The 24,962-nt window shown below is 34.5% G+C and carries 27 protein-coding genes, 1 pseudogene and 1 riboswitch; of the genes and pseudogenes, 23 read left to right on the forward strand and 5 right to left on the reverse strand.

Annotation, left to right across the window (positions count from 1 at the left end; translation table 11 throughout):
* Positions 1-85 precede the first annotated feature (85 nt).
* The 19 genes and pseudogenes from R4Y45_RS03930 (at position 86) to R4Y45_RS04020 (ending at position 18,930) form a co-directional block, all read left to right on the forward strand.
* The gene (locus tag R4Y45_RS03930) at positions 86-3,205 is read left to right on the forward strand and encodes a DNA polymerase III subunit alpha (RefSeq protein WP_339969491.1); all 3,120 of its coding nucleotides are present in this window, start codon (positions 86-88) and stop codon (positions 3,203-3,205) included.
* A 123-nt stretch (positions 3,206-3,328) separates the two neighbouring features.
* Positions 3,329-4,288: a 6-phosphofructokinase gene (gene pfkA, locus R4Y45_RS03935; RefSeq protein ID WP_339969494.1), complete on the forward strand. Its 960-nt coding sequence runs from the start codon at positions 3,329-3,331 to the stop codon at positions 4,286-4,288.
* Between the two features lie 24 nt (positions 4,289-4,312).
* A pseudogene (pyk, locus tag R4Y45_RS03940) lies at positions 4,313-5,677 on the forward strand (pyruvate kinase); the annotation flags it as partial.
* Between the two features lie 168 nt (positions 5,678-5,845).
* Complete coding sequence (locus R4Y45_RS03945; RefSeq protein ID WP_339969496.1) at positions 5,846-6,307, forward strand: DUF441 domain-containing protein; 462 nt, start codon at positions 5,846-5,848, stop codon at positions 6,305-6,307.
* Positions 6,308-6,317: 10 nt separating this feature from the next.
* A complete protein-coding gene (locus R4Y45_RS03950; protein WP_339969498.1) occupies positions 6,318-7,217 on the forward strand; it encodes a CvfB family protein in 900 nt (299 codons plus the stop codon).
* The gene (xerD, locus tag R4Y45_RS03955; RefSeq protein WP_339970252.1) at positions 7,195-8,100 is read left to right on the forward strand and encodes a site-specific tyrosine recombinase XerD; all 906 of its coding nucleotides are present in this window, start codon (positions 7,195-7,197) and stop codon (positions 8,098-8,100) included. The genes R4Y45_RS03950 and xerD overlap by 23 nt, the downstream gene beginning before the upstream one ends.
* Positions 8,101-8,121: 21 nt before the next feature.
* Positions 8,122-8,490, forward strand: coding sequence for a reductase (locus R4Y45_RS03960; RefSeq protein ID WP_339969500.1), 369 nt, complete (start codon positions 8,122-8,124; stop codon positions 8,488-8,490).
* On the forward strand, positions 8,480-9,217 hold the full coding sequence (locus tag R4Y45_RS03965) for a segregation and condensation protein A (protein ID WP_339969502.1): 738 nt from the start codon (positions 8,480-8,482) through the stop codon (positions 9,215-9,217). Before R4Y45_RS03960 ends, R4Y45_RS03965 begins: the two co-directional genes overlap by 11 nt.
* On the forward strand, positions 9,218-9,781 hold the full coding sequence (gene scpB, locus R4Y45_RS03970; protein ID WP_339969504.1) for an SMC-Scp complex subunit ScpB: 564 nt from the start codon (positions 9,218-9,220) through the stop codon (positions 9,779-9,781).
* Complete coding sequence (locus R4Y45_RS03975; protein WP_339970253.1) at positions 9,778-10,503, forward strand: pseudouridine synthase; 726 nt, start codon at positions 9,778-9,780, stop codon at positions 10,501-10,503. Before scpB ends, R4Y45_RS03975 begins: the two co-directional genes overlap by 4 nt.
* Before the next feature lie 23 nt (positions 10,504-10,526).
* Positions 10,527-10,650, forward strand: a riboswitch (FMN riboswitch).
* A gap of 92 nt (positions 10,651-10,742) precedes the next feature.
* The gene (locus R4Y45_RS03980; protein ID WP_339969507.1) at positions 10,743-11,318 is read left to right on the forward strand and encodes an ECF transporter S component; all 576 of its coding nucleotides are present in this window, start codon (positions 10,743-10,745) and stop codon (positions 11,316-11,318) included.
* A 56-nt stretch (positions 11,319-11,374) separates the two neighbouring features.
* Entirely contained in the window at positions 11,375-11,947 is a 573-nt protein-coding gene (locus tag R4Y45_RS03985; protein WP_339969509.1) for a LysM peptidoglycan-binding domain-containing protein, read from the forward strand.
* 13 nt (positions 11,948-11,960) lie between these two features.
* The gene (gene cmk, locus R4Y45_RS03990; RefSeq protein ID WP_339969510.1) at positions 11,961-12,626 is read left to right on the forward strand and encodes a (d)CMP kinase; all 666 of its coding nucleotides are present in this window, start codon (positions 11,961-11,963) and stop codon (positions 12,624-12,626) included.
* 57 nt (positions 12,627-12,683) lie between these two features.
* Positions 12,684-13,865: a 30S ribosomal protein S1 gene (gene rpsA / locus R4Y45_RS03995; RefSeq protein ID WP_339969512.1), complete on the forward strand. Its 1,182-nt coding sequence runs from the start codon at positions 12,684-12,686 to the stop codon at positions 13,863-13,865.
* Positions 13,866-13,929: 64 nt separating this feature from the next.
* Positions 13,930-15,240: a ribosome biogenesis GTPase Der gene (gene der / locus R4Y45_RS04000; protein WP_339969514.1), complete on the forward strand. Its 1,311-nt coding sequence runs from the start codon at positions 13,930-13,932 to the stop codon at positions 15,238-15,240.
* A gap of 162 nt (positions 15,241-15,402) precedes the next feature.
* Positions 15,403-15,678 carry an HU family DNA-binding protein gene (locus R4Y45_RS04005; protein ID WP_056974976.1) on the forward strand — a complete coding sequence of 92 codons (276 nt, stop codon included), beginning with the start codon at positions 15,403-15,405 and terminating at the stop codon, positions 15,676-15,678.
* Between the two features lie 77 nt (positions 15,679-15,755).
* Entirely contained in the window at positions 15,756-17,015 is a 1,260-nt protein-coding gene (locus R4Y45_RS04010; RefSeq protein ID WP_339969517.1) for a tetratricopeptide repeat protein, read from the forward strand.
* A 140-nt stretch (positions 17,016-17,155) separates the two neighbouring features.
* Positions 17,156-18,622, forward strand: a complete 1,467-nt coding sequence (locus tag R4Y45_RS04015; RefSeq protein ID WP_339969519.1) for a metal ABC transporter solute-binding protein, Zn/Mn family — start codon at positions 17,156-17,158, stop codon at positions 18,620-18,622.
* 158 nt (positions 18,623-18,780) lie between these two features.
* Positions 18,781-18,930, forward strand: coding sequence for a hypothetical protein (locus tag R4Y45_RS04020; RefSeq protein ID WP_339969521.1), 150 nt, complete (start codon positions 18,781-18,783; stop codon positions 18,928-18,930).
* A gap of 16 nt (positions 18,931-18,946) precedes the next feature.
* Here the strand turns inward: R4Y45_RS04020 and R4Y45_RS04025 are convergent, their stop codons facing one another.
* The gene (locus R4Y45_RS04025; RefSeq protein ID WP_339969523.1) at positions 18,947-19,144 is read right to left on the reverse strand and encodes a DUF3923 family protein; all 198 of its coding nucleotides are present in this window, start codon (positions 19,142-19,144) and stop codon (positions 18,947-18,949) included.
* Positions 19,145-19,281: 137 nt separating this feature from the next.
* Between R4Y45_RS04025 and R4Y45_RS04030 the strand changes: the two genes are divergently transcribed.
* The 3 genes from R4Y45_RS04030 to R4Y45_RS04040 all read left to right on the forward strand — a co-directional run bounded on the left by R4Y45_RS04030 (position 19,282) and on the right by R4Y45_RS04040 (position 20,739).
* The gene (locus R4Y45_RS04030) at positions 19,282-19,497 is read left to right on the forward strand and encodes a DUF2642 domain-containing protein (RefSeq protein WP_339969525.1); all 216 of its coding nucleotides are present in this window, start codon (positions 19,282-19,284) and stop codon (positions 19,495-19,497) included.
* A gap of 21 nt (positions 19,498-19,518) precedes the next feature.
* On the forward strand, positions 19,519-19,704 hold the full coding sequence (locus tag R4Y45_RS04035) for a hypothetical protein (RefSeq protein ID WP_339969527.1): 186 nt from the start codon (positions 19,519-19,521) through the stop codon (positions 19,702-19,704).
* Positions 19,705-20,133: 429 nt separating this feature from the next.
* On the forward strand, positions 20,134-20,739 hold the full coding sequence (locus R4Y45_RS04040) for a hypothetical protein (protein ID WP_339969529.1): 606 nt from the start codon (positions 20,134-20,136) through the stop codon (positions 20,737-20,739).
* 57 nt (positions 20,740-20,796) lie between these two features.
* Here R4Y45_RS04040 and R4Y45_RS04045 read toward each other — a convergent pair whose 3' ends face one another.
* The 3 genes from R4Y45_RS04045 to R4Y45_RS04055 all read right to left on the reverse strand — a co-directional run bounded on the left by R4Y45_RS04045 (position 20,797) and on the right by R4Y45_RS04055 (position 23,123).
* Positions 20,797-21,696 (reverse strand): ABC transporter permease, encoded by a 900-nt coding sequence (locus tag R4Y45_RS04045; RefSeq protein ID WP_339969531.1) that lies wholly within the window; start codon positions 21,694-21,696, stop codon positions 20,797-20,799.
* Positions 21,689-22,528, reverse strand: coding sequence for an ABC transporter ATP-binding protein (locus R4Y45_RS04050; protein WP_339969533.1), 840 nt, complete (start codon positions 22,526-22,528; stop codon positions 21,689-21,691). Before R4Y45_RS04050 ends, R4Y45_RS04045 begins: the two co-directional genes overlap by 8 nt.
* A gap of 352 nt (positions 22,529-22,880) precedes the next feature.
* Positions 22,881-23,123 carry a hypothetical protein gene (locus R4Y45_RS04055; RefSeq protein WP_339969535.1) on the reverse strand — a complete coding sequence of 81 codons (243 nt, stop codon included), beginning with the start codon at positions 23,121-23,123 and terminating at the stop codon, positions 22,881-22,883.
* Positions 23,124-23,288: 165 nt separating this feature from the next.
* Between R4Y45_RS04055 and R4Y45_RS04060 the strand changes: the two genes are divergently transcribed.
* Complete coding sequence (locus R4Y45_RS04060) at positions 23,289-23,705, forward strand: cytidine deaminase family protein (RefSeq protein WP_339969537.1); 417 nt, start codon at positions 23,289-23,291, stop codon at positions 23,703-23,705.
* Between the two features lie 338 nt (positions 23,706-24,043).
* Here the strand turns inward: R4Y45_RS04060 and R4Y45_RS04065 are convergent, their stop codons facing one another.
* Positions 24,044-24,940, reverse strand: coding sequence for a YitT family protein (locus R4Y45_RS04065; RefSeq protein WP_339969539.1), 897 nt, complete (start codon positions 24,938-24,940; stop codon positions 24,044-24,046).
* Positions 24,941-24,962: the final 22 nt, after the last annotated feature.

Below are 24,962 nucleotides of genomic sequence, written 5' to 3' on the forward strand. Positions count from 1 at the left end.
ATTCAACATCATTTTAAAGATAAATCATTTATAAGACAAGTCTAAAATTTGTTATACTATTTTTAAAGTAAAGGAGCTTGATTAAATGTTTACAAATTTACAAACAATCAGTAGTTACAGTCTTTTGCAAAGTCCGACTAAGATTAAAGATCTTGTGACCACTGCTAAAGAAAAAGGTTATCGAAGTCTTGCTTTGACAGATATTAACGTTACTTATGGACTGATTGAATTTTATCAAGCGGCAAAAGAAGCTGGTATTGAGCCACTCTTAGGGATGCAATTAGAAGTTCGTGGTAATATTCAAGCTCAAAAGGTCTTCAGTGTAACTTTAATTGCTAAAACTAATAAGGGGTATCAAAACTTATTGAAGTTATCGTCTTTAAAGCAACTAAATGAAGCTGATTTTTCTTTAGCTGATGTCTCTCATCATTTAAGTGAGCTAATTGTCATTATACCTCCCCAAAAAAGTGAGTTACATTATTTAATGCAGCAAAACCCGTCACTAGTTAATCAATATGTTGAGCAATTGCAGCAAGTCATTCCTGATGCAGCAGATCTTTATTTTGGTATTCACGCATCAGAAAAAGAAATGATTGATACTCAGCAAGTCCTAGACCTAATTAGGCCTTATCATCTCAATGCTGTTGCTTTAGAAGATGTACAGTACCTCAATCCAAAAGATGCGTTTACTCAAAAAGTGCTTAAAGCAGTTAGTGAGGGGCAGTTAATCGATAAACAAACATTGTCTGAGTCTGAAACTCAAGTTGGCGAGCACTATTTAGAAGATAATGCAACAGTTGCTCAAAGATATCAAAACTATGGGTATCAGCAAGTACTGGAAAATACACAAAAAATCAGTGATGAGTGCCGAGTTACTATTGATTTTTCAAGTGTCAAACTCCCAAAATTTGAGCAGTCAAAATATGAAACCTCAGCAGAATATTTGAAACATTTAACCGTACTTGGCTTAAAAAAACGATTTCAGACGAATCAGTTACCCACAGTTTACGCTAAACGGTTAGCTTATGAACTACAGGTCATTGAACAAATGGGATTTAGTGATTATTTCTTAATTGTTTGGGATGTTATTCGCTATGCATTAACACACGATATTTTGACCAGCCCAGGCCGTGGATCTGCTGCTGGGTCACTTGTGGCGTATAGTTTAAAAATCACTGATGTTGATCCGATTGCTTATAATCTATTATTTGAGCGATTTTTAAATCCCGAACGTCAAAACATGCCGGATATTGATTTGGATATCCCGGATGTTAAACGTGATGAAGTCATTGCTTATGTTTACCAAAAATACGGGTTTGATCATGTTGCACAGATTATGACATTTGGGACTTTTGGGGTTAAGCAGGCTATGAAGGATACTTTGAAAGTATTGGGATTCAGTCAACTAGAAGCAAATAAATGGTCACAGTTGCTTTCAAAGACGTCTTACCAGAGTTTTGAAGAGGCTAAGCAAAGTAACCCAGAGTTAGTTAAAAAACTTAATGAGAGTTCTTTAAACCAGGTGATTGAGACGACGGTTACTCAGCTAGAAGGGTTGCCACGTCATATTTCAACTCATGCTGCAGGTGTCATTATTTCAAAAGATGCGTTGTCGGAAAAGGTGGGCTTACAAAAAGGTGCCGCAGATATTCCGATTACCCAGCAAACTATGGGTTATTGTGAAGCACTAGGACTACTTAAAATGGACTTTTTAGGATTGCAGAATTTGACCATTCTTAGCCAAATTATCGCTAATCTTCATTCTGAAGATATTGAAATTGACTTAGACCAGATTCCATTAACGGATCAAAAAACTTTTGAAACTTTTCAAAAAGGGGACACTGATGGGGTTTTTCAATTTGAATCTGCAGGTATCCGTCGGGTATTAAAAAAATTAAAACCAGATAGCTTTGAAGATATTGTCAGTACAAATGCTTTGTATCGACCAGGTCCAATGGATAATATTGACACCTTTGTCAAACGCAAGCACCATGAACTACTCATCGATTACCCCGATAGTAGCTTAAAATCAATTTTAGAGCCAACCTATGGTATTTTGGTTTACCAAGAACAAGTTATGCAAGCGGCACAAGCACTGGCTGGATTTACGCTAGGTCAAGCCGATATGTTACGGCGAGCTATTTCTAAGAAAAATACAGCGCAGCTAGCCAAATTGAAAGATGCCTTTATGCAAGGAAGTTTATCTCATGGACACTCACGTGAAGTTGCCGATAAAGTTTATGCGTATATAGAGGCTTTTGCTAACTATGGATTTAATCGTTCTCACGCTGTGGCTTACAGTAAAGTGGCTTATTGGTTAGCTTATCTTAAAACTCACTATCCTGAAGCTTTTTATGCGAGTTTGTTAAATAGTCATATCAATGATAAAGAGAAACTGACGCTGTATTTACGACTTGCACGTCAAGCAGGCGTTAAAATTAATGGTCCTGATATTAATGTCAGCTTAGGCGAATTCAGTTTTAAAAATAATGAAATTTATTTTGGATTACGTGCGATTAAAGGGATGCGACGCGATTTTATTAAAGCTATTCTTGAAGAAAGACAAGCTAAACCTTACCGAGAAATTATCGACTTTTTAAGACGGATTCCTAAACAATTCTTAAAGTCTGACTTAATTACAAATTTAACTTATGCCGGCTTTTTTGATGCGGTTGAACCTAATCGTAAAAAGATATTAGCCAAGTTACCTGATTTGTTAGAGAGTTTAAAATTGTCGGGGAACAATTTGTCGCTACTGGATGTATTACTTCCCAAACTGCCAGATGTGACAGATTACACGCAACAAGAAAAACTTATTCAAGAAGAATCGGTCCTGGGAACAACAATCAGTAAAAATCCACTTGAAGAAGTCATTGCTTACTTTAAAAAACGGGGCGCACAAGATGTAACTGATTTACAGATGAACCAAACAGCAACTATTGTTGGACAGTTAACCAGTCGCAAGGTTATCAATACTAAATCAGGTGAGGAAATGGCGTTTTTAAACTTCGTATCATTGCATCAGCCATTTTCAGTCACGGTATTTCCACAAAAGTGGCAAGATTATCGAGATTTATTAACGGAATCAGGGGTTTATTTATTGAAAGTCAAAACACAACCTGATCGTTATGAAGTAACACAAATGCAATTAATTTTAGAGAATGTTAAAAAAATTATGATAAATAAGGCCAGTAATAGGGCCTAAAGCAACACTAAATCAGAATTAAACTGCAAAAATCAGACAAAATTAAAGACATCATAATAAAAAAATGTTACTATATTAATGGTTCTGATAAGCAAATTTATGAAGAAGGTTTGAGGTGAATTCATGAAACGCATTGGGATTTTAACAAGCGGTGGCGACGCCCCAGGCATGAATGCAGCAGTTCGTTCCGTTGCTCGTAAAGCAATGGATGCTGGACTTGAAGTGTTTGGAATTAACTACGGTTTTGCTGGACTTGTTGCAGGAGACATTTTCCAAATGACTTCTGAAACAGTTGCAGATCGTATTAATACAGGCGGAACCTTTTTATACTCTGCAAGATACCCAGAGTTTGCTCAGGTAGAAGGGCAACTTAAAGGTATTGAACAGCTTAAAAAATTCGGTATCGATGCACTAGTTGTTATCGGTGGAGATGGATCTTATCACGGTGCTTTAAGACTAACTGAACATGGTTATAATGCAGTTGGTTTACCAGGTACAATTGATAATGACATCCCTTACACAGATTTCACTATTGGTTTTGATACTGCTTTAACAACAGCTGTTGATGCATTGGATAAAATTCGAGACACAGCGTCAAGTCATCAACGTGTATTCGTTGTTGAAGTGATGGGTCGCGACGCCGGAGACCTTGCATTATGGTCAGGTGTTGCTGCTGGTGCTGAAGCTATTGTTGTTCCTGAAAAGGATTACGACATTAAGCAAATTGCTGAAGACCTTAAAAAAGGTTTTGAAAACGGCAAGAAGCACGGTATTATCGTATTAGCTGAAGGTGTGATGTCATCAGAAGATTTCTTAGCTGAGCTTAAGAAACATGGTGACTTTGATGCCCGTGCTAATACTTTAGGACACATGCAACGTGGTGGTGTTCCAACAGCCAGAGATCGTGTTTTAGCAAGTAAAATGGGAGCTTATGCTGTTGATTTATTATTGGATGGCCAAGGTGGTTTAGCCGTTGGTATGGAAAATAATCAAATTACACATCACTCAATCTTAGATTTATTCGATGAAAAACATCATGCGGATTTATCACTATATGATTTGAACAAATCATTAGCAAAATAACAAACAAGGAAGAGGACTATTACTATGAAACAAACAAAAATTGTAAGTACATTAGGACCTGCAAGTAACAATGTTGACACAATCGCAAAATTAATCGAATCAGGTGCTAACGTTTTCCGTTTCAACTTTTCACACGGTGACCACGCAGAACACCAAGAACGTATTCAAATGGTTCACGAAGCAGAAAAGAAAACTGGTAAATTAGTAGGTATTCTTTTAGATACTAAAGGTGCTGAAATGCGTACAACTGACCAAGAAGGCGGAAAATTCATCGCTGAAAAAGGTAAAACAATGCGTGTTTCAATGGATGCTTCTTTAGTAGGTAACCCTGATAAAATCGCTGTTACATACCCAGGTTTATTCGACGATACACACGTTGGCGGACACGTTTTAATCGATGATGGTTTAGTTGACCTATTAATCACTGAAAAAGACGAAGCTAACAAAGAACTTGTTGTTGAAGTTCAAAACACTGGTAAAATTGGTTCTAAAAAAGGTGTTAACGCACCAGGTGTTGAAATTCGCCTTCCAGGTATTACAGAAAAAGATGCAGACGACATTCGTTTTGGTTTAACTCAAGGAATCAACTTTATCGCTGCTTCATTCGTACGTAAAGCTCAAGACGTTTTAGATATTCGTGCAATTCTTGAAGAAACAGGTAACGAACACGTTCACATCATTCCTAAAATCGAATCACAAGAAGGTATCGATAACATCGATGAAATTCTTGAAGTTTCAGATGGTCTTATGATTGCTCGTGGTGACATGGGTGTTGAAATCCCATTCCAAAACGTACCATTCGTTCAAAAATCACTTATCCAAAAATGTAACGCTTTAGGTAAACCAGTTATCACAGCTACACAAATGGTTGACTCAATGCAAGAAAACCCACGTCCTACACGTGCTGAAGTTTCTGACGTTGCTAACGCTGTTTTAGATGGTACAGATGGTACAATGCTTTCAGGTGAATCAGCAAACGGTGAATACCCAGTTGAAGCTGTTTCAGCTATGGCTGCTATCGACCTACGTAGTGAAGAATCAATGTACGCAAACAACACATTATCAAAAGCTAGATTAGCTGATTACCCAGCTCAATCAGAAACAGAAGCTCTTGCAGCTGCTGCTGTTCGTACATCTGAATCACTAGGTGCTAAAGCTATCGTGGTTTCAACAAAATCAGGCCACACAGCTAACTTAGTATCTAAATTCCGTCCAAACGCTAAAATCGTTGCTTCAACATTTAGCGAAAACACACAACGTTCTCTAACAGTTGTTTGGGGTGTTCTTCCAGTTCTTACAACAGAAGACAAAGCATTCGACGATGCAGTTAAAGCTGCTAAAGATAACGATGTATTAGCAAGTGGAGACAAAGTTGTTGTTATCTCAGGTAACACAGTAAGCGTTGTTGAAGCTTAATTCATTCTTTAAGTTTAATACTTTATTAGCTTAAGATAAGTTAAAAAAGCCAATCCCTATGGATTGGCTTTTTTATTTGTTTAACGCTTTATTATCACGTATACTAAAGGGTATTAGTAAGTAAAATAAAGGAGTGAGATTTTGGAAAGTTGGATTTTTCTTGCCTTGATTTTAGCGGTTTCTATTTTTGGAAAAAATACCTCACTAATTGTCGCAACTGTGGCAGTGATGGTATTTAAGTTATTACCTTATTCAACTAAAGTGTTAAATTATGTTGAAGCAAAGGGAATGAATGTCGGAATCACGATTATCTCAATGGCTATTTTAGTTCCAATTGCAACAGGCCGAATCACATTTAAAGATTTACTTGAGGCATTTAAAACACCATCAGGATATATTGCAGTTGCTTGTGGTATCTTAGTGGCTATTTTATCAGCCAAAGGTGTTGGTTTACTTGCTCAAAGCCCTGAAATAACAGTTGCATTAGTTTTTGGAACAATTTTTGGTGTTGTTTTCTTAAAAGGAATTGCAGCGGGTCCAGTAATTGCATCAGGAATGACCTACGTTATTTTAATGGTGATTAACCAATTTATACAGAATTAAGGATGAAAATATGTTACAAGATAAATTAGGAAAAGTTATTGAAGCCACAATAACCGATATGAATAAGGATGCATTTTTTGCTCAAGTAGAGGGTCAGACTTTTTACTTAGGTAAAAATGACATTCAAGATGTCGATATCAAAGATAAAGGCGATCAAGTGATTGGGTTTGCTTATGAAAACCAGCACAAACAATTGAAGCTAACACAATTTTATCCAGAATCAATGGTAGATGTTTACGGATACGGTACCGTTAAAGAAGCTAGAAAAGAGCTTGGTATTTTCGTAGACATTGGACTAAAAGATAAGGATATTGTCGTTTCATTAGATGATTTACCATTAGACTCTTTTAAATGGCCAAAACCCGATGACCGTGTCATGATTCGTTTAGAAATTGATCACAAAGATCGTATTTGGGGTAAATTGGCTGATGAAGAAGTAATGGATCAGTTAAGTGTGCGTTACCCTAGAGATTTAAAAAACACAGAATTAGAAGGAACGGTTTATGCAACTAAGCAAATCGGAGCCTTCATTGTAACTGATGAGTACTACTTAGGATTCATCCACCACACTGAAATGTATGGTGAAGCACTGCGTTTGGGTGAAAGGGTTAAAGCTCGCGTAATTGGTAATGGCCAACATGGTCGATTAAACTTAAGTTTAATGCCTCGTGCTTTTGAAGTTATTGATGATGATGCTCAAATGATTTTGATGATGCTAAAACGTAACAAAAATCATACATTACCTTTTTATGATAAAAGTGATGCTGAATTAATTAAAAGTCAATTCGGTATTAGTAAAGCAAGTTTCAAAAGAGCTCTAGGTAACTTAATGAAACAAAGTCTTATTACACAGGATAAAGAAAAAGGCGAAATAAGGTTAAATGAAGATGAACACGCAACAAATGACTGATTTACTAGATGACTATCTCCGGTTTGTGAGAATCGAAAGGGGATTGTCATTTAATACGGTTCAAGCGTATCGCCGTGATATTAAAACTTTTATTGACTATCTTTCAAAGCAAAAAATTAGTGACTTTAATATTGATACCTTTCAAATTGATGACTTTTTAAGTGAACAGCATCATCAAAAGAAATCATCAACCACAATGATGCGCTATATTTCTGCACTGAGAAAATTCTATCAATGGTTATTTAAACATCGCTATGTTCAAACCGATCCAATGCAAAATGTTGCTTCACCAAAAAAACAACAGCATCTACCTGTTTCACTTTCAGTTAAAGAAGTAGATGCCTTATTAGCATCGCCAGATACTAAACAGATATTGGGTCTGCGTGATCGAACAATTTTTGAGGTCATGTATGCTACAGGATTACGTGTTAGTGAAATTGTCAACTTATCAATGAACGATTTGCATTTAGAGTTGAAATTAATCCGAATTGTTGGAAAAGGGAATAAAGAACGATTAGTTCCGATCAGTGATGTTGCGATTTCGTGGATTAAAGATTATATTAACCACGCCCGTCAATTTTTATTGGCTAAAGCCAGTGTTAAAACTAGGGCTTTGTTTTTGAATCATCGCGGAACGAAAATTTCTCGGCAAACGGTCTGGAAAATGATCAAAAAGTATGTTGCAATGGTCGGGATTGATAAAGATGTGACGCCTCATACTTTAAGACATTCTTTTGCAACGCATTTGCTTGAAAATGGTGCTGACTTAAGAATTGTTCAAGAATTATTAGGGCATAGTGATATTTCCACAACACAGATTTATACGCATATTTCGAAAGCCAGAATTGCAAAGATTTACCAAAAATCTTTCCCAAGATCTTAATAAATGTAGGTGAACCTTAACGTGTTAATTAAATATAAAAGTGATTATGAAAAGATAGCAATGGGTTTTTTATCGTATTTAGATGATTTAAAATCTGTTGAAAATTTAAAAGAAGAAATGAAGTTGTATCAAAACAAAAGTGAGTTTGTTTTGTACCTCTATAAGGACAAAACAAATGATTTTGTGGGTGTTTTAGGTGTTCAAGAAGGGGGCAGCTTTGTAATGGTGCGTTACGTCTCTTTATCACCTAACTATCGTTACACGCCTTATATTAATGATATGCTCAGTGAGTTACAGTATATCTATCCTAAGGACTTAATTATTGGGACACCTGAAAATGCTAAATTAATCCAAAATTTTGAAGAGAGTCGTTCAAAACATGACGAATAAACTACAAGTAACTTTGCCAAATTTTGAAGGTCCTTTAGATTTGTTGCTACATTTAATCAAATCTCAAGAGCTTGATATTTATGATATTCCTATTGCAGAAATTACAAAGCAATATTTGAATTACCTTGAAAAAATGCAACAATTGCAACTGGAGATAGCGGGTGAATATTTCATCATGGCTTCAACCTTACTTAAGATAAAGTCAGATGTTTTACTTCCTCAAAATGACTTCGAAGAGCAGGGAATAACAGAAACTATCGATCCTCGCCAAGAATTGGTTGATCAGCTATTAACTTACGAAATCTATCAAAAAGCAGCTCATTATTTAGAAGATGAGCTACAACATCAACCCGTAACTTTATCAAAAGAAATCTCAATTGTTCCTGAAGAATATCCAAAGGAACTGGCAGATGGTGAAATCAAGCCTCAAAAATTAGCAGATATTTTTTCGCTTTTATTGAAAAAAGTCAAAAGTGAAAAATTAACGTTAACTAAAATTAAGCCAGATAAATTTGATGTTAAAGATCAAGTTACACTCGTTTTGAACCAGTTAAAAACAGCGTCATCATTTTCTTTTTTTGATTTTGTTCAAGAAGTTCATGTGACAGCGGTTGCACAGTTAGTTGCCATTTTTTTAGCAATTTTAGAATTAAGCAAAAATCAAAAGATTAAGGTGCTACAAACCAAACAAAATGATGACTTTGTAATTTCAGAAAGGGGTATATAGATGCATCACGCTGAGTTAGAAGCTGTTTTATTTTTAGCTGGTGATCAGGGTATTGATGAAAAAAATTTACAAGATTTACTCGATTTATCAAGTGAAACACTAGAGACAACGGTTCAAGATTACCAAAATTATTTGCAACAAGACGACCAGCGAGGCCTGCAACTGATTAAAGTCAATCAAACTTACAAGCTTGTTACCAAGCCTAACATGGCATCTGTGTTAAAGAAGTACTACAAAAAAGATATGCAAGTACACTTGAGCCAAGCGGCTCTTGAGGTCTTAGCTATTATTTGTTACCAACAGCCTATTACACGTGTTGAAATTGATGAGATTAGAGGGGTTGCGAGTCAAGCCGCTATTCAAACACTCAATGCTCGCGGACTAATTGCTGAAAATGGTAAAAAAGATGTTCCAGGTCGTCCTAAGTTATTTGTGACAACAGATTACTTTTTACAGTATTTTGGCTTTGAGTCATTAGATGAAATGCCACGAATAGAAGAATTTAAAACAGAAAGTTTAATTGATACATCAATTATCAATCAAGAAGAGGTGAATGAATTATAATGGAAAGACTACAAAAAGTGATTGCTAATGCCGGAATCACATCAAGAAGAAAAGCTGAGCAATTGATTCTAGATGGTAGAGTCCGTGTGAATCATCAATTAGTTAAAGAATTAGGAACTAAAGTGTCATTTCAAGATATTGTTGAAGTAGATGGCGTTCCGATTGAAAAACAAACAAAATCCCACACATTCCTTTTTTATAAGCCAAGAGGGGTTATTTCTTCTGCTAAAGATGAAAAAGGTAGAAAAACTGTAACTTCTTTCTTTGAGGATTTTGACTATCGTTTGTATCCTGTTGGTCGTTTAGATTATGATACATCAGGATTATTATTAATGACTGACGATGGAGATTTAGCTAATGGTCTAATGCACCCCAAAAACAAAGTAGATAAAGTTTATGTGGCTAAAGTCGCTGGATTTTTGACAAGAGATGAAATCAAACAACTTCAAAAAGGGGTTGTAATCGATGGCCGTAAAACCTCTCCTGCTAAAGTTAAAGTGATTTCTTCTGATTCTAAGAAGAAGACCAGTATCGTTCGGTTGACTATTCATGAGGGACGTAATCACCAAGTTAAAAATATGTTCAAAGCGGTAGGTCACCCTGTTGACAAACTAAGTCGTGAACAATATGCCTTCTTAGATCTCACCGGACTAGTCTCAGGTAAATATCGTGAACTGTCTCGTCAAGAGGTTGCACAACTTAAGAAACTTATAGTAAAATAAAAGCACTAGTTAAATAATTAAATTATTGTCTTCAGGGCAGGGTGTAATTCCCGACCGGCGGTAACAGTCCGCGACCCAACTTTTTGGTTGGCTGATTCGTTGTAAATACGAAACCGATAGTTAAAGTCTAGATGGGAGAAGACAGATTTTTTGTGCGTCTAAAAATCTGTTGTTGAAGAGTGAAGCAGTAGATTTTTTTATTTTTCTAAAATATCATATATTTTTAGGAGAATGGTTTTATGTTTAAAGACAAGTCGTTACAAAAGGTCATTATTTTGGCATTATTTGGAGCTGTTTCATTGATATTGATGCAATTTGAGTTTCCAATAATTCCAGCGTTTCCTTATCTAAAGTTTGATTTTAGCGATATTATGGTGGTAATCGGTGGGGCACTATTTGGGCCAGTAGGTGCGATTTTAACGGCTGTTATCAAAGTCGTTTTGAATTTTATTTTATTTGGTGGAAATGTCATCTCCTTAATTGGGATGAGTTCTTCATTATTAGCATCACTCGCTTTTACGTTGCCACTGATTATGACACTTAAAAAGCAAAATACAATAGGCTGGATTAAAAGTGGGGTACTGTCAGTACTATCACTAACTGTTTTCCTTTCTTTAGGAAATTTACTGATTTTTACGCCACTTTACATTAATTTGCTTAATTTTCAATTAGGAACATCACTTTTAACCTATGTCCTTACGGTTGTTGTCCCATTTAATCTACTTAAGGGTGTCATCTTAACAATAACATCTGTGATTGTTTATCAACTAGTAATTCCAAGGCTAAAAAGAATGTTAGAAGTTTCTAATAAATAATATATCAAAACCTCCTATGTTTATGATAAAATTATAAACAGCATGGGGGTTTTTTTATGGAAGATAATCGTACCGACTCAAGGCAATCTCTTTCTAGGATGGCATCAAGACATCCACAAAGTAAAAAGCCACGTTGGTTTCTGTGGCTGATAGGAATTATTGTGATTATAGTTGCAATGATTTTTATCTGGTCGCAATTCAATGGTGGAAATAGTGCGCCTGGTATTAGTTCAAGTTCTGAAAATTCATCTGAACTAATGTCTTCAAGTTCTCAGAGTCAAAGTTCTGAATCTAGCAGCAGTTCTAGTTCGGAATCTTCTGCGGTTTCATCAAGCAGTAGCATACCAGAACAGCAATCAAGTGAAACAACGACGCAATCAACAGCGTCCTCACAAGTTGCTACAAATCAAAATGAAACACAACAGACTCAACAGTCTACCACAACTAACCAAGCTCAAACCCAATCAACACAAGAGACAGTTCAAGCACAAACTTATACTGTTAAAAATGGGGATAGCTTGTATCTAATTGCTAAAAAGCAAGGGATTACTGTTGAACAACTAGTTAAGTTAAATAACTTGACGACAGAAGCTGTGTTACAACCTGGTATGAACTTAAAAATTAACTAGTAGGTGAGTTTGAATGCAAGTCGCAATTGATGGACCAGCGTCAGCTGGTAAAAGTACAGTTGCAAAGAAATTAGCGCAGGATTTAAATTATATGTATTTAGATACAGGTGCTATGTATCGAGGCGTCACACTTGAATTTCTGAAAGATGATGTTGATTTGACTAACGACGAATTAATATCACAAAAACTAAAGAACATTAATCTAACTTTTGAGACTATCGAAAGTGAGCAGCATCTTTTAATTAACGGTGAAGATAAAAGCCAAGAAATTAGAAGTATTGCTGTAACAAATTCGGTTTCAGATGTTGCCTCAATCAAACAGGTTAGATCGTTTTTAGTGGCAGAACAAAGGCGAATTGCTGGTAAACACGATGTGGTGATGGATGGTCGAGACATTGGGACAACAGTATTACCTAATGCTGAAGTCAAAGTCTTTTTACTTGCAAGCGTTCACGAACGTGCGCAACGACGATTGTTGGATTATCAACAAAGTGGTGAAACAATCTCATTAAATCAAATTGAAGAAGATATCAAAAATAGAGATTATAAAGACCAGCATCGCGCAATATCACCTTTAGTTAAAGCTAAAGATGCTATTGAGTTAGATACAACAAGTTTAGCTATAGACGAAGTTGTTGAAGAATTAAAAAAAATTATAGAAAAAGTTAAAAAAAGCTAGTCATTTACTAGGTTTTACTCTAAAATAGAGTTGAGAAAGTGGGAGGAATTTTTATTTATGGCTGATAATAACGAAATCATGATGAAAGATATTTTAGATGAATTAACAGGTGTTAACATTGGAGACGTCGTTGGCGTTGAAGTACTTGTTGTAGAAGATGGACAACTTGTAGTAGGTGTTGATAACGCTGGTGTTGAAGGTGTTATTCCAAAACGTGAATTCACTGCAGATCGTAGTGCTAACCTAAAAGATTTAGCAAAAGCTGGCGATCACTTTGAAGCATTAGTACTAAGACGTGCTGGTGGCGATAAAGAAAATGGCGAATTCATCTTCAGCGTAACTCGTTTAGCTGCTAGAAAAGCATTTGAACAATTACAAAAAGACTTTGAAGCAGATAAAAGTGTTGAAGGTAAAATTACAGGAGCTGTTCGTGGTGGACTTCTTGTTGATGTTGGTGCACGCGGTTTCTTACCAGCGTCATTAATTAGTGATCACTATGTATCAAACTTGAAACCATATGTTGGTCAAACATTAGAATTCAAGATTACTGAAATTGATCCATCACAAAACCGTCTTATCTTATCACGTAAAGACTTTGTGACTGAAAAACGTGAAGCAGCATTCGAAAACATTTCAGAAAAAATTATGCCTGGTGATGTTGTAGAAGGTAAAGTTGCACACTTAACTAAATTTGGTGCATTTGTTGATTTAGGCGGCGTAACTGGTTTAGTTCACATTTCAGAAATTTCATATAAACGTGTTGAAAAACCTTCTGATGTTTTATCTCCAGAACAAGACGTTAAAGTTAAAGTTCTAGAAGTAGATAGCGAAAACCAAAGAATTGCGTTATCAATCAAACAAACACAACCTTCACCATTCGAACAAGCAACTTCAGACCTTGTAGCAGGTGATGTTGTAGAAGGTACAGTTAAATCATTAACTGACTTTGGTGCATTTGTTGAAATCGCATCAGGTGTTCAAGGTTTAGTACACGTTTCAGAAATCTCAAACGATCACGTACGTGTACCAAGCGATGTACTTTCAGTTAATGACCGCGTTGAAGTACGTGTCCTATCAATTGATACAGATAGTCAACGTATTTCACTATCAATGAAAGCCGACGATTCAAACGAAGCAGCATCAAACCAAGAATCAGCTCAAAACGAAGCAGATTACATGGACAACGATGACAGCTTTTCAATCGGCGATATCATTGGTGATGAATTAAAAAATAACTAAAATTAATCATTCTAAAAAAGGCTGACAGTGAGTCAGCTTTTTTTATGAAAAAAGGAGAAAAAATATGGCTACACCAACTGTTGCAATTGTTGGTCGTCCTAATGTTGGAAAGTCAACGATTTTTAACCGAATCGTTAATGAAAGAATTTCTATCGTAGAAGATACACCAGGTGTTACGCGTGATAGAATCTATGCCCATGGTCAATGGCTTGGTCACCACTTTAACTTAATTGATACTGGTGGGATCGAACTAGGACCTGGCATGTTCCAGCAAGAAATTAGAGCTCAAGCAGAGATTGCGATTGAAGAAGCAGATGTTATTATCTTTATCGCTGATGTTAAGACTCATATGACTCATGATGACGAGACAATTGCCCAAATTTTATACAGAGCAGATAAGCCTGTAATCTTAGCAATTAATAAAGCTGATAACCCAGAACAAAGACAAGATATTTATGACTTTTATAGTCTAGGATTAGGCGATCCTTACCCAATATCAGGTTCACAAGGAACAGGAATTGGGGACTTGTTAGACGAAGTTGTTAAAAAATTACCAAAAGACGAAGACCAAGAAGAAGATCAAAGCATTCGCTTTAGTTTAATCGGTCGTCCAAACGTTGGTAAATCTTCACTAGTTAACGCAATGCTAGGTGAAGAGCGTGTGATTGTTTCTGATGTGGAAGGAACGACACGTGATGCGATTGATACTAAGTTCGTTGATGAATCAGGCCAAGAGTTTACAATGGTTGACACAGCCGGTATGCGTAAACGTGGACGAGTTTATGAATCAACTGAAAAATATTCTGTGATGCGTGCAATGAGTGCGATTGACCGTTCTCAAGTTGTCCTTGTTGTCCTTGATGCTAGTCGTGGTATTATCGAACAAGATAAACACGTTGCAGGATATGCTCATGAAGCTGGTCGAGGTGTGATTTTTGTCGTAAATAAATGGGATACTGTTGAAAAAGATACGCATACCATGAAAGAATTTGAAGATAAAATTCGTCAGCAATTCCAGTATTTGGATTATGCACCGATTGTGTTTGTTTCAGCCAAAACAAAACAACGTCTAGCTAATTTACCTGACTTAATCAAACGTGTGAGTGTTAACCACAGTCAACGTATTCAATCATCTGTTTTAAACGATGTTTTATTAGATGCAACTCGTTTAACACCAACACCTTTAGTTAAAGGTAAACGTTTAAGAGTCTACTACATGACACAAGTTTCAGCCAACCCACCAACATTTGTGATCTTTGTTAATGATCCCGAGTTATTGCACTTTTCATATAAACGTTTCTTAATCAATCAATTAAGAAAAACTTTTGATTTTGAAGGTTCACCAATTCATATTATTGCTCGTGCAAGGAAATAAATTTGAAAAAAACCTTGTCGCCAAGCCTTTTCTATGATAATTTTAAGGTTAGGAATGGTGAGTGGTAGTCTTCATTGTTTCCAATTTTTAACGAATTTCGTTAGGAATTATATCATTGGGTATATAATACATATTCCAATTATTTAGGAGGTGAAATCTAAGATGGCAAATAAAGCTGAATTAATTTCAAGTGTTGCAGAAAAAGCTAACATTACTAAAAAAGAAGCTACAACAGCTGTTGACGCAGTTTTCAACTCAATCGTAGAAGACCTTTCTAAAGAAGAAAAAGTTCAATTGATTGGCTTTGGAACTTTTGAAGTTCGTACTCGCTCTGCACGTAAGGGTCGTAACCCTCAAACAGGTGAAGAAATTACAATTCCAGAAAGCAAAGTACCTGCATTCAAACCAGGTAAAGCTTTAAAGGATGCTGTTAAATAAGACATTATTTAACTAAAAAAGAGGGAATACTTTTAAGTATCCCTCTTTTTGTTTTTCCATTAAAAAGGAGGACACAAATGTCATATTCAGAACAAGTGTTACACAATTTAAGCGACAATAATTTAGAAGAAGCACAAACAAACTTGAAATATGCTTTTAAAGAAGATGATAGTGAAACTCTAAGTAGTTTGGCAGAAGAACTTTATGCCATGGGTTTCACTGATCAAAGTCAACAAGTTTATCGCTTTTTGATTAAACAACATCCAAAAGAAGATATTTTCAAAGTCTTTTTAGGTGAATTATTACTCAATGAAAATCAGGAAACAGAAGGCTTAAGTTATTTATATGAAATCACAGAAGAATCAGATGCTTATTTGCAAGCACTGCTTGTTCTAGCGGATTATTACCAAACTGAAGGTGTATTTGAAGCAGCTGAACAAAAATTGAAAGAGGCTCATCAAATTGACCCAGAAGAGCCTGTTATCATCTTTGGCTTGGCTGAACTTTATTATTCAATGGGACAGTTCCAACCAGCATCAGAATATTATAGTTTGTTACTTGATGGTGGCGAAAATTATATTGCAAATACCAATATTCAAAAACGTTTAGGACTCGCTTTAGCTAAAATGGGTGATTATGAAGAAGCCTTGAATGAGTTAAAAGAGTTAAATGATTTAGAAAAAGATACTGAGGTTAACTATCAGTTAGGATTGTTGTCATTGCAAGTCAACGATGACAAACAGGCTGAAAATTACTTAATGGCTGTTGTCGATGAGATGCCCGATTATATTAGTGCCTATGCACCTTTAGCTATGGCACAACAACATTTAGGCAAAAATGAAGAAGCTCTAAACACAGCACAAGCTGGTTTATCTTACACTGAATTTGATGAGGCTCTATATCAAATTGCTGGGGAAGCCGCACTTTACCTCAAACAGTTTGATACTGCTCAAAAAATCTTTGAAAAAGGACTGGCTATCAATGAAGATAGCCAAGTACTAAAGGCAGGCCTAAGTCAAACTTATCTACGACAAAAAAGCTATCAAGCAGAAATTGACTTTTTAACACAGTTAGATGAAGATCAACTTACGCCACAAATGAACTGGGATTTAGCAAAAGCTTATCAAGAAACAGAGCAATTTGAACAAGCTAAAGCACAGTACTTATTGGCTTATCGTGCATTTTCAACAGATACTGATTTCTTGAAGCAAATGCTTGAGTTTGCCCAAGAATTAGCAGATCGAGAACTACAAATCTTGTTAATGCAACAATATTTAAAAGTGAATCCTGATGATTTACAGATGCAAAACGATCTAGACGATTTGCAAAATAGATAATTAATAAAACGTCCTTTACTTGGTAAAGGACGTTTTTTGTATTCCAAAAGTTATTGACAAAAAATAAGCATATGATATTATTAAAATCTAAATGATAATAATTATCATTTAGAAAAAATAAGATTGGAAAGAGCGTATTAATGAAAAAAATACACCTGTTAATTATTGGATTAGTAGCTTTACTTGGATTTGGGGCCTATTTGACTGAAAAAGGAAAAAATCATCAGTCACTTGATGTTGTTGCAACGAACTATGCCGTTTTGGAATTTGCTAAAAACATTGCTGGAGCAGAAGCAACCGTGACATTAGTTTCAGAACAAGATCAAGAAAAAGCTAAACAAGCTGATGTTTTGATTTATCAACATGAAAGTTCTGACGATTGGGTCACAAAAGCTCAAAAAAATTGGGGAAATCAATCACCTAAACTAGTTTCTGGTACCAAAGATACTGTACTACTACCAGCTGCTCATGATGAACACAGTCATAGTCATAGCCATGGAGAGGAAGAAGAGCATACTCATGAATTAGATGACACAACTTATCTATCACCGCAAAGAGCGATGACAGAAGTTACGAAAATTAAAGAACAGTTAATAGCTTATTATCCAGACAAAGCCGATGTCTTTGAAAAGAACGCATCAAACTATCTGGAACAGTTGAAACAATTAGATGCTGATTACAGTAATGCCTTTAGCAAAGCTTCACAAAAGAGTTTTGTTACACAAAATGATAGCTTTACTTACTTGGCACTTGATTATGGATTGAAGCAAATTAAATTGACAGATATTTATCCTAATGTTAAACCCTCAGCTAGTCGTTTAGCTGAACTTAAAACTTATGTTGCCAAAAATCATATTCCATATATTTATTTTGACCAACTAATAGATAACGACTTTAATCAAACATTAGTGAACAAAGCAAATGTACAAGCAGCATTTTTAAATCCGCTAATACAAGCTAGTTCTAAGGATTATTTGACATTGATGAAGGAAAACCTGTTAGCTTTACAAAAAACTACAGAGACAGCAGGGGATGCCTTTAAACCAGAACATGAAGAAGCACCAGTTCAAACTGTTGCGCAGGGTTACTTTAAAGATGAAGCCGTAAAAGACAGAACCTTAAGTGATTATGCAGGTGACTTTCAATCTGTTTATCCTTACTTACAAGACGGTACATTAGATCCTGTGTTTGATTATAAATCTAAATTAAATCAAACGATGTCAGCTGCAGAATATAAAGACTATTATACAGTTGGCTACAAGACAGATGTTGATCATCTGCTAATAACAGGTGATACAATGACATTTATAGTGGGTGACAATCGTTACCAATACCACTATCAATATGATGGTTATCAAATTTTGAACTATAAAAAAGGAAACCGTGGTGTGCGTTTTATGTTCAAAACAGATGATCCAAATGCTGGTCGCTTTAAGTATGTTCAATTTAGTGATCATGCTATTGTCCCTCAACAGGCCGAACATTTCCACATTTATTTTGGTGGAGAAAGCCAAGCAAAATTACTAGAAGAATTAGATAACTGGCCAACTTACTATCATAGCGATTTATCAGGACTTGAAGTTGCTCAAGAAATGGTAGCTCATTAACCAAATAAAAAAGACTTAACAGTTATTGTTAAGTCTTTTTTGTTATCAAGATTTAGTTTTGGTATGATGAACAGTAATTGACGATTAAACACGGAGGATATATGGATAAAGTACTTGAAAATTTAATTGGAAAACATTGTTTAATTTCAACGTTGCAAATGACGTACGTAGGGGAAGTGATGGCAGTAGAAAATGGTGTCGTAACAATACAATCTCATAAGTTAGAGCAATTTATTAATATTCAATATATTATTGGTGTTCATCAGACTCCAATTAAATCTCAAAAGAAAAAAGGATTTTTCTCATAAAAATCCTTTTTGTGTTTTAAGAACGGTGTCGCATAAAATAGTAGGTAATTAAATAAATAGCCAAAACAATCAAACAAAAGATAACCCAAACGGATAAAGAGGCTGCTTTCACTGATAAGGTATTTGTCACGCCACTACCGTCAACTCCTCTAAACCAAAGAAAAAGCGAAACAATCACAAAGATGACTGAAAAAACATAACCCAAAATTTTCATTTTCTAACCTCCTAAAATAAGTTAAGTTTATCCTAAACCTGGCTGTGTCAAAAAACAAATTATCGGTTCTTTTTGGTATACTGTATCCTATAATGCTTGCTGTATTTTTGAGTAAGCTAAACAAGGAGGAGATTATAATGAAAGAATCAATTGAAAGATTAGTGGGACAACGTTGTATTATTTCAACAATTAGACAAGATTATGTTGGTGAAATTGCTGAAGTAAAATCGGATAGTTTGACTTTGAAAAAGAAAAACTATGACTTATTCATTAACTTAAACTATATTGTGAGTGTACGACCACTGCCCACTAACAAAAAAGGTAAAAAGAAACTATTCTATACAACATCTTAAAGTGATGAGTTAGGGGACTTTATGGCACTACCAAGTAATTACTATAGAAAAAAACTAAGAGGCTTACGTCGTATCTGGAAAAAGGAGTTAAGGTATCTGAATGAGCTTGCAGATGAAAGTGATAATGACATTGAGATTCCAGCACCCTTGATAATTCCCTTCACAGGAAAAACAAGAAAATTTAAACAAAAGTATCGAAACGAATGATTTCACGAATTAATCCGTATTCTTGACCAAAAAATTAATAAGCAAGACGGACGATACTATTTATTATTTTATCCGTATGAAGAGTTGCATCCTTCATCAGCTAATATTTTAATCTATGATAGTATTGATGAAGTTAGAACATATTTTAGAAAAAGCAACATGAAAAATCATGAAAAATATAGAAGCCCACACTATGATTTAAAAAATTTCACTATAAAATCTGAAAGAATTCCTAGTGAATATAAAATTCCAAATACAAAAACAGAATTACACTCATTATATTGTGACTAAGAAGAATTTGACAATAATGGCAATAAAATACCTGCATCTATGCAGGAGGGATTAGAAACCGTTATATTAATTTCGAATTCTGAGATTATAAACATTGCAAAAGACGAGTTAGCTTATGTGGAAGAAAGAGGTTAGCTTATGGCAAGAAGTAAACGCGGATTATATTATTATACAAAAAAATTGCGAGGGCTAAGACGTATTTGGAGAACTTCGAAGCGATGGATGCACTATTATGCTGAACATAGTGATGATTATGATGAAATTCCTGGTCCAGGAGTAATTCCTTATACAGGGAAAACAAGAAAATTCAAACAAAAGTATCGAAAAGAGTTATTTGATGAATTTATTGATATACTCAACACGAAAATTAGCTCTTATGATAATAGATTTTATTTGCTATTTTATGGACTTGGATCGGTATCAACAACATCTATTTTGATTTTTGATGATATCAATGAGGTATATGATTATTTTCATAGTAGTAATGAAAATAATCATATCGAGTATATTAACCAAGACTTAAATATTACGAGCACTCCTATTATATCGGAAGATATTCCTAAACCTTACAATGTTTCTAACTACACTAACTTAAATACATTGTATTGCGAGTGGCATCACTTTGACCCATCAGGAAATCTTGATCTTAGTCAAGAGTCACAAAAAACGCCGAACACAATTATTTTAGTCTCAAATTCTGAAGTTATAGACATTGCAAAAAAAGAGTTGGCTTATTCAAGATAACTTAACAGACAAAATACCCCCCAGAAAAATCTGGAGGGTATTGTTTTTGATAACCGCTTATTTATTAAATGCTAAAATGATTGATTCTTTAAAAGAGAATTTTTTATTAGTTGTTAAGAAGTATTGATAGAGTTTAATCGTCAATTTATATAAGATTATGATGTAAATAATACTAATAAATAAGCTAGCTAATAGTGGCATTGTCACACCATTCAAAGAATAGTTAATTAGTAAAAATAAGGGAGAAAATAATGGGACGAACATTCCCAATGAACTAATAAGATTTAGCTGATTAGTTGCCATGGGTACTATTAGAATAAATAGCGTGATAAACAAGGGTAATAAGACAATAAGGGCATTCGTTGTTGATTCTTGAACTTTATTGATTCTCCCCGATACAAGAATAGTAAATAAGATAAGCGTCATTACTTCGATAACAAGGCTTAATATAAGAGGTGCCAGAGAACTAGCAGGGGTGCTGTTAGTAATTTTTGATAAGTAAGTAAAAAGATGTACGCCTTGACCGTTTAATAAGTCTAGGGTTAATAAACTGCTTGTGAGACATAATATAAGATTAACTAATGAGATGAGTGCTAACGCAAAAGCAGAGAATACTTTACCTAAAACATACTCTTTTTCAGTAATTAAAGGAATAATTTGGGAGATAACATTATTATCTTTTTCAGCAACAATACTTTGCATCGTTCCTGACAAAACGCTAAATAAAATGAAAACAATAAACATAAAAATCAGTTTAACAGTCCCCAATGTTAGTGTTGGTGCTGGCCGGTTAGTCGTCAAAGTATCACTAATATTGAAATGGGACAAATGGCCATAAATGCCAATTCCGATTCCAATTAAAATCATAAAAAAAAGTCCCATAATAATCATTGACTTTGTCATTAATGTTTTGACTGCTATTTTTGTGTAAGGATTTATTAATTTTGAATTATGCATTTTGAGTATCTCCATTAACTAGCTTGAAAATTTGTGAAAGTGTTGGTGTTGAACGAGCGATATCAGCCTGATTGACGCTATGTTTGGCATCACAAATAATATGCTCTTTATCAGCAATAATTTTAATATTTTGTTTGATGAACGAGTCTTTTAAGTTAGAAATATTACCTGTATAGACCACATAATGGGATTTTAACTTATCAAGGGAACTATTATGAATTATTTTGCCAGACTTAATCATGATGACACGATTTGCTAACTCTTCTACATATTCCATCTGATGACTTGAATAGAGGATTGATGCCCCAGTATCATGTAGTTGTTTGATGGCTTTTAGGAAAATATCCGCATTGACAGGGTCTACACCGCTGAAAGGCTCATCTAAAATGATATATTTTTTATGACCTAAGATACTAGCGATAAATTGAATTTTTTGCTGATTACCTTTTGAAAGATCAAATATCTTTTTGTTTTTTAAATCCAATATGCCAAAAAAAGTTAACCAATAGTCAATCGTTGCCACAGCCTCATCACGGTTTAAATGATTGAGTGTCGAAAAATAACTTAAGTTGTGGTCTACAGTTTCCTTGATAAAAAGACCTCTGGATTCATTCAAATACCCAATATCACGTTTGATTTTTAAGCCTTCTGAATAGCTTATATTCTTATTTTTAAAAAATCCTAACTGAAGAATACTTTTAAAAATACTGGTTTTGCCAGCACCATTCAGTCCTACAATACCGATTATCGTATTCTCACCCCATTGCAGATTGATATTAGTTAATATTGATTTGTTATCAATAGAAATAGTTAAATCATTGATAGATATCATACACTTACTCCTCATTTTGATATAATTAATTACAGCTTGCATATTCCTACTTTTTGGAAGAAAAAGCAAGCACAGGCACTTTGGAATATCGATTTATGTTAAAAATCAAGCAAAATTATTTTGATTGATTTTATTTTAAAGGAGTATAATTAAAATTAAAAATATGTTATGGAGGAAAAAATGAAAAAACTAATCATAGAGTTTTATCAAAAAAACAAAAGAATTATTTTGGGTGTGGGGGCTGCATTATTACAGCTGTAGTAGTTGCTGTTCCAACTATTTATCAAACCGGAAGAGATTTCGGTAAAAGTATTGTTAATGGATTAATGCCATAAAAAAGAGCCTAATAGTATTAGGCTCTTTTTTTCTTGCGATTTTCTAACAATACGGCTGTGCTTATCATGGTTATAGCTAGCAAAAACATTTGAATGACAAGTAAAATATTAGACCATTGAAATAATGTATCATACGAAAGGCCAGAAAACTTTTGCTGATCACTTAAATTCATTAAAACAGTCAAAGTAATTGAAAAAATCAAAACAACAACTTGTAAAATGGCAGAGCAACCAGCCACTATTTTTGCCTTTTTATCCATTGAAATCCCCCTTGAAGATACTATAGTTAATAATATTATAGTAAAACTAGCTATGTATCAAAAACTTATGGCAATTTATTACAGACATTCAGTTTTAGCTATTAAAGGAAAATAATATTCAAAATCATGTGCTACACTATTAAGAAATATAAGGGGGGATTTTATATGGATATCTGGGAAAAACTATTTAATAGTGCAAAAGGTTTATATAATCCGCATGAAGTTTCATCATTCATCTATGCTGAGCATGTCGTTTGTGCTTTAGAAGCTGAGAATGGTGAAATTTATACGGGTTATTGTTTTGAAGCATCAGCAGGCGTATTTCACCTTTGTGCTGAACGTGCTGCTGCTTTTAATATGTACCAATTTAGTAAGCAGACCAAAATCAAACGATTGATTGCTTTTCGAAATGAAGCACCTTCTGGTGTGGGTGGGATGCCATGTGGGGCATGCCGTGAATTTTTAATGCAGTTAAATAGTGAAAATGCCGAAACTGAAATTATGATTGACTATAATACGAAAGAAACTATCAAATTAGCCGAATCATTTCCTAAATGGTGGGGTGAAATGAGAACTCAATAAATTAAAAAAGCAGATTTAATTAAATCTGCTTTTTACTCGATAACGATTTTATTCTTGATTATTTCTAATTTGTCTAATAAAAATAATGAGATTAAAGACAAAAAGTAAACCAAAAAGTATGCCAATAACCGTATCGACTGTTGAATTATGCCACTCAAAAATGCTTAAACAGCCGTAAGCTATTAACAATATTAGGGTACTCATAACCGAAAATTGGACCAGTCTTGGTATGCCTTTCATTTTTATGACTCCTTCATTCAATTTAATATAATAGTAGCATGTTTGATTAGAGAAATTAAATCAGTTTAGCATAAAAAATAAGCCTCTAGAGGCTTATTTTAATTAGCTTTTTTGAAGAAGCGTTTTTTCTTCAATGGTTGATAAGAAAAACCATTACCAATTGTTTCATTAACATCAAAAATTGAAACAAAGGCTTTATCGTCAACTTCATGGACAACTGTTTTTAAGTTGTGCAATTCGTTTGGTCGTACAATACAATAAATAACTTTTTTCTTGTGATTTTTGTAGCCACCTTCAGCGTCCATAAAGGTAACACCACGGTCTAAATTATATTTAATAGCTTCGGCTACTTCAGTGTAATATTCTGACACAATAAAGGCACCTTTGGCATTATAAGAACTATCTTGTACAAAGTTCACAACTTTTGAAAAGACAAAAGAAACGAGCAATGTGTACATCATGTGTTTGATATCTAGGTAACTAAGGGATGCAAGAAGTACGAATAAATCAAATAGTAACAATGATTTCCCCATTGATATTCCTTTTTTGATTTCGAGAATTTTACCTAGAATATCAACACCGCCACTAGTTCCACCAAACTTAAAGGTGATTCCTAATCCAACTCCAGCGAAAAGACCAGCTAAAAGTGCGGAAATAAATAAATCATGATCTAAATTGATAGCAGTTGCAAGGGATGTTCTTTGCCAAACCCAAAGACCAGCTGAAAGTGAAGCAGTTCCCCATAAAGTATAAAAAATCGCTTTTCTTCCTAAGAAATAATACCCTAATAACAAAATTGGAATATTTAAGATAATCGTTGAATAGGCAGGATCAATTCCTAACCAGTAGCGAATAATCAGCGTTATCCCCGTCAGTCCACCTTCAGCAAGATTGTTTTGGATATTGATAGCCACAATTCCAAACGCGTATGTAAATGTTCCTAACGTAATCATAAAAAGATCGACTAACGTGCGATAGAGATTCATTCTTTTCATAAAATTACCCCCTTAATAAATA

It is taken from the genome of Holzapfeliella saturejae (genome assembly GCF_037546065.1).
GTDB lineage: Bacteria > Bacillota > Bacilli > Lactobacillales > Lactobacillaceae > Holzapfeliella > Holzapfeliella saturejae.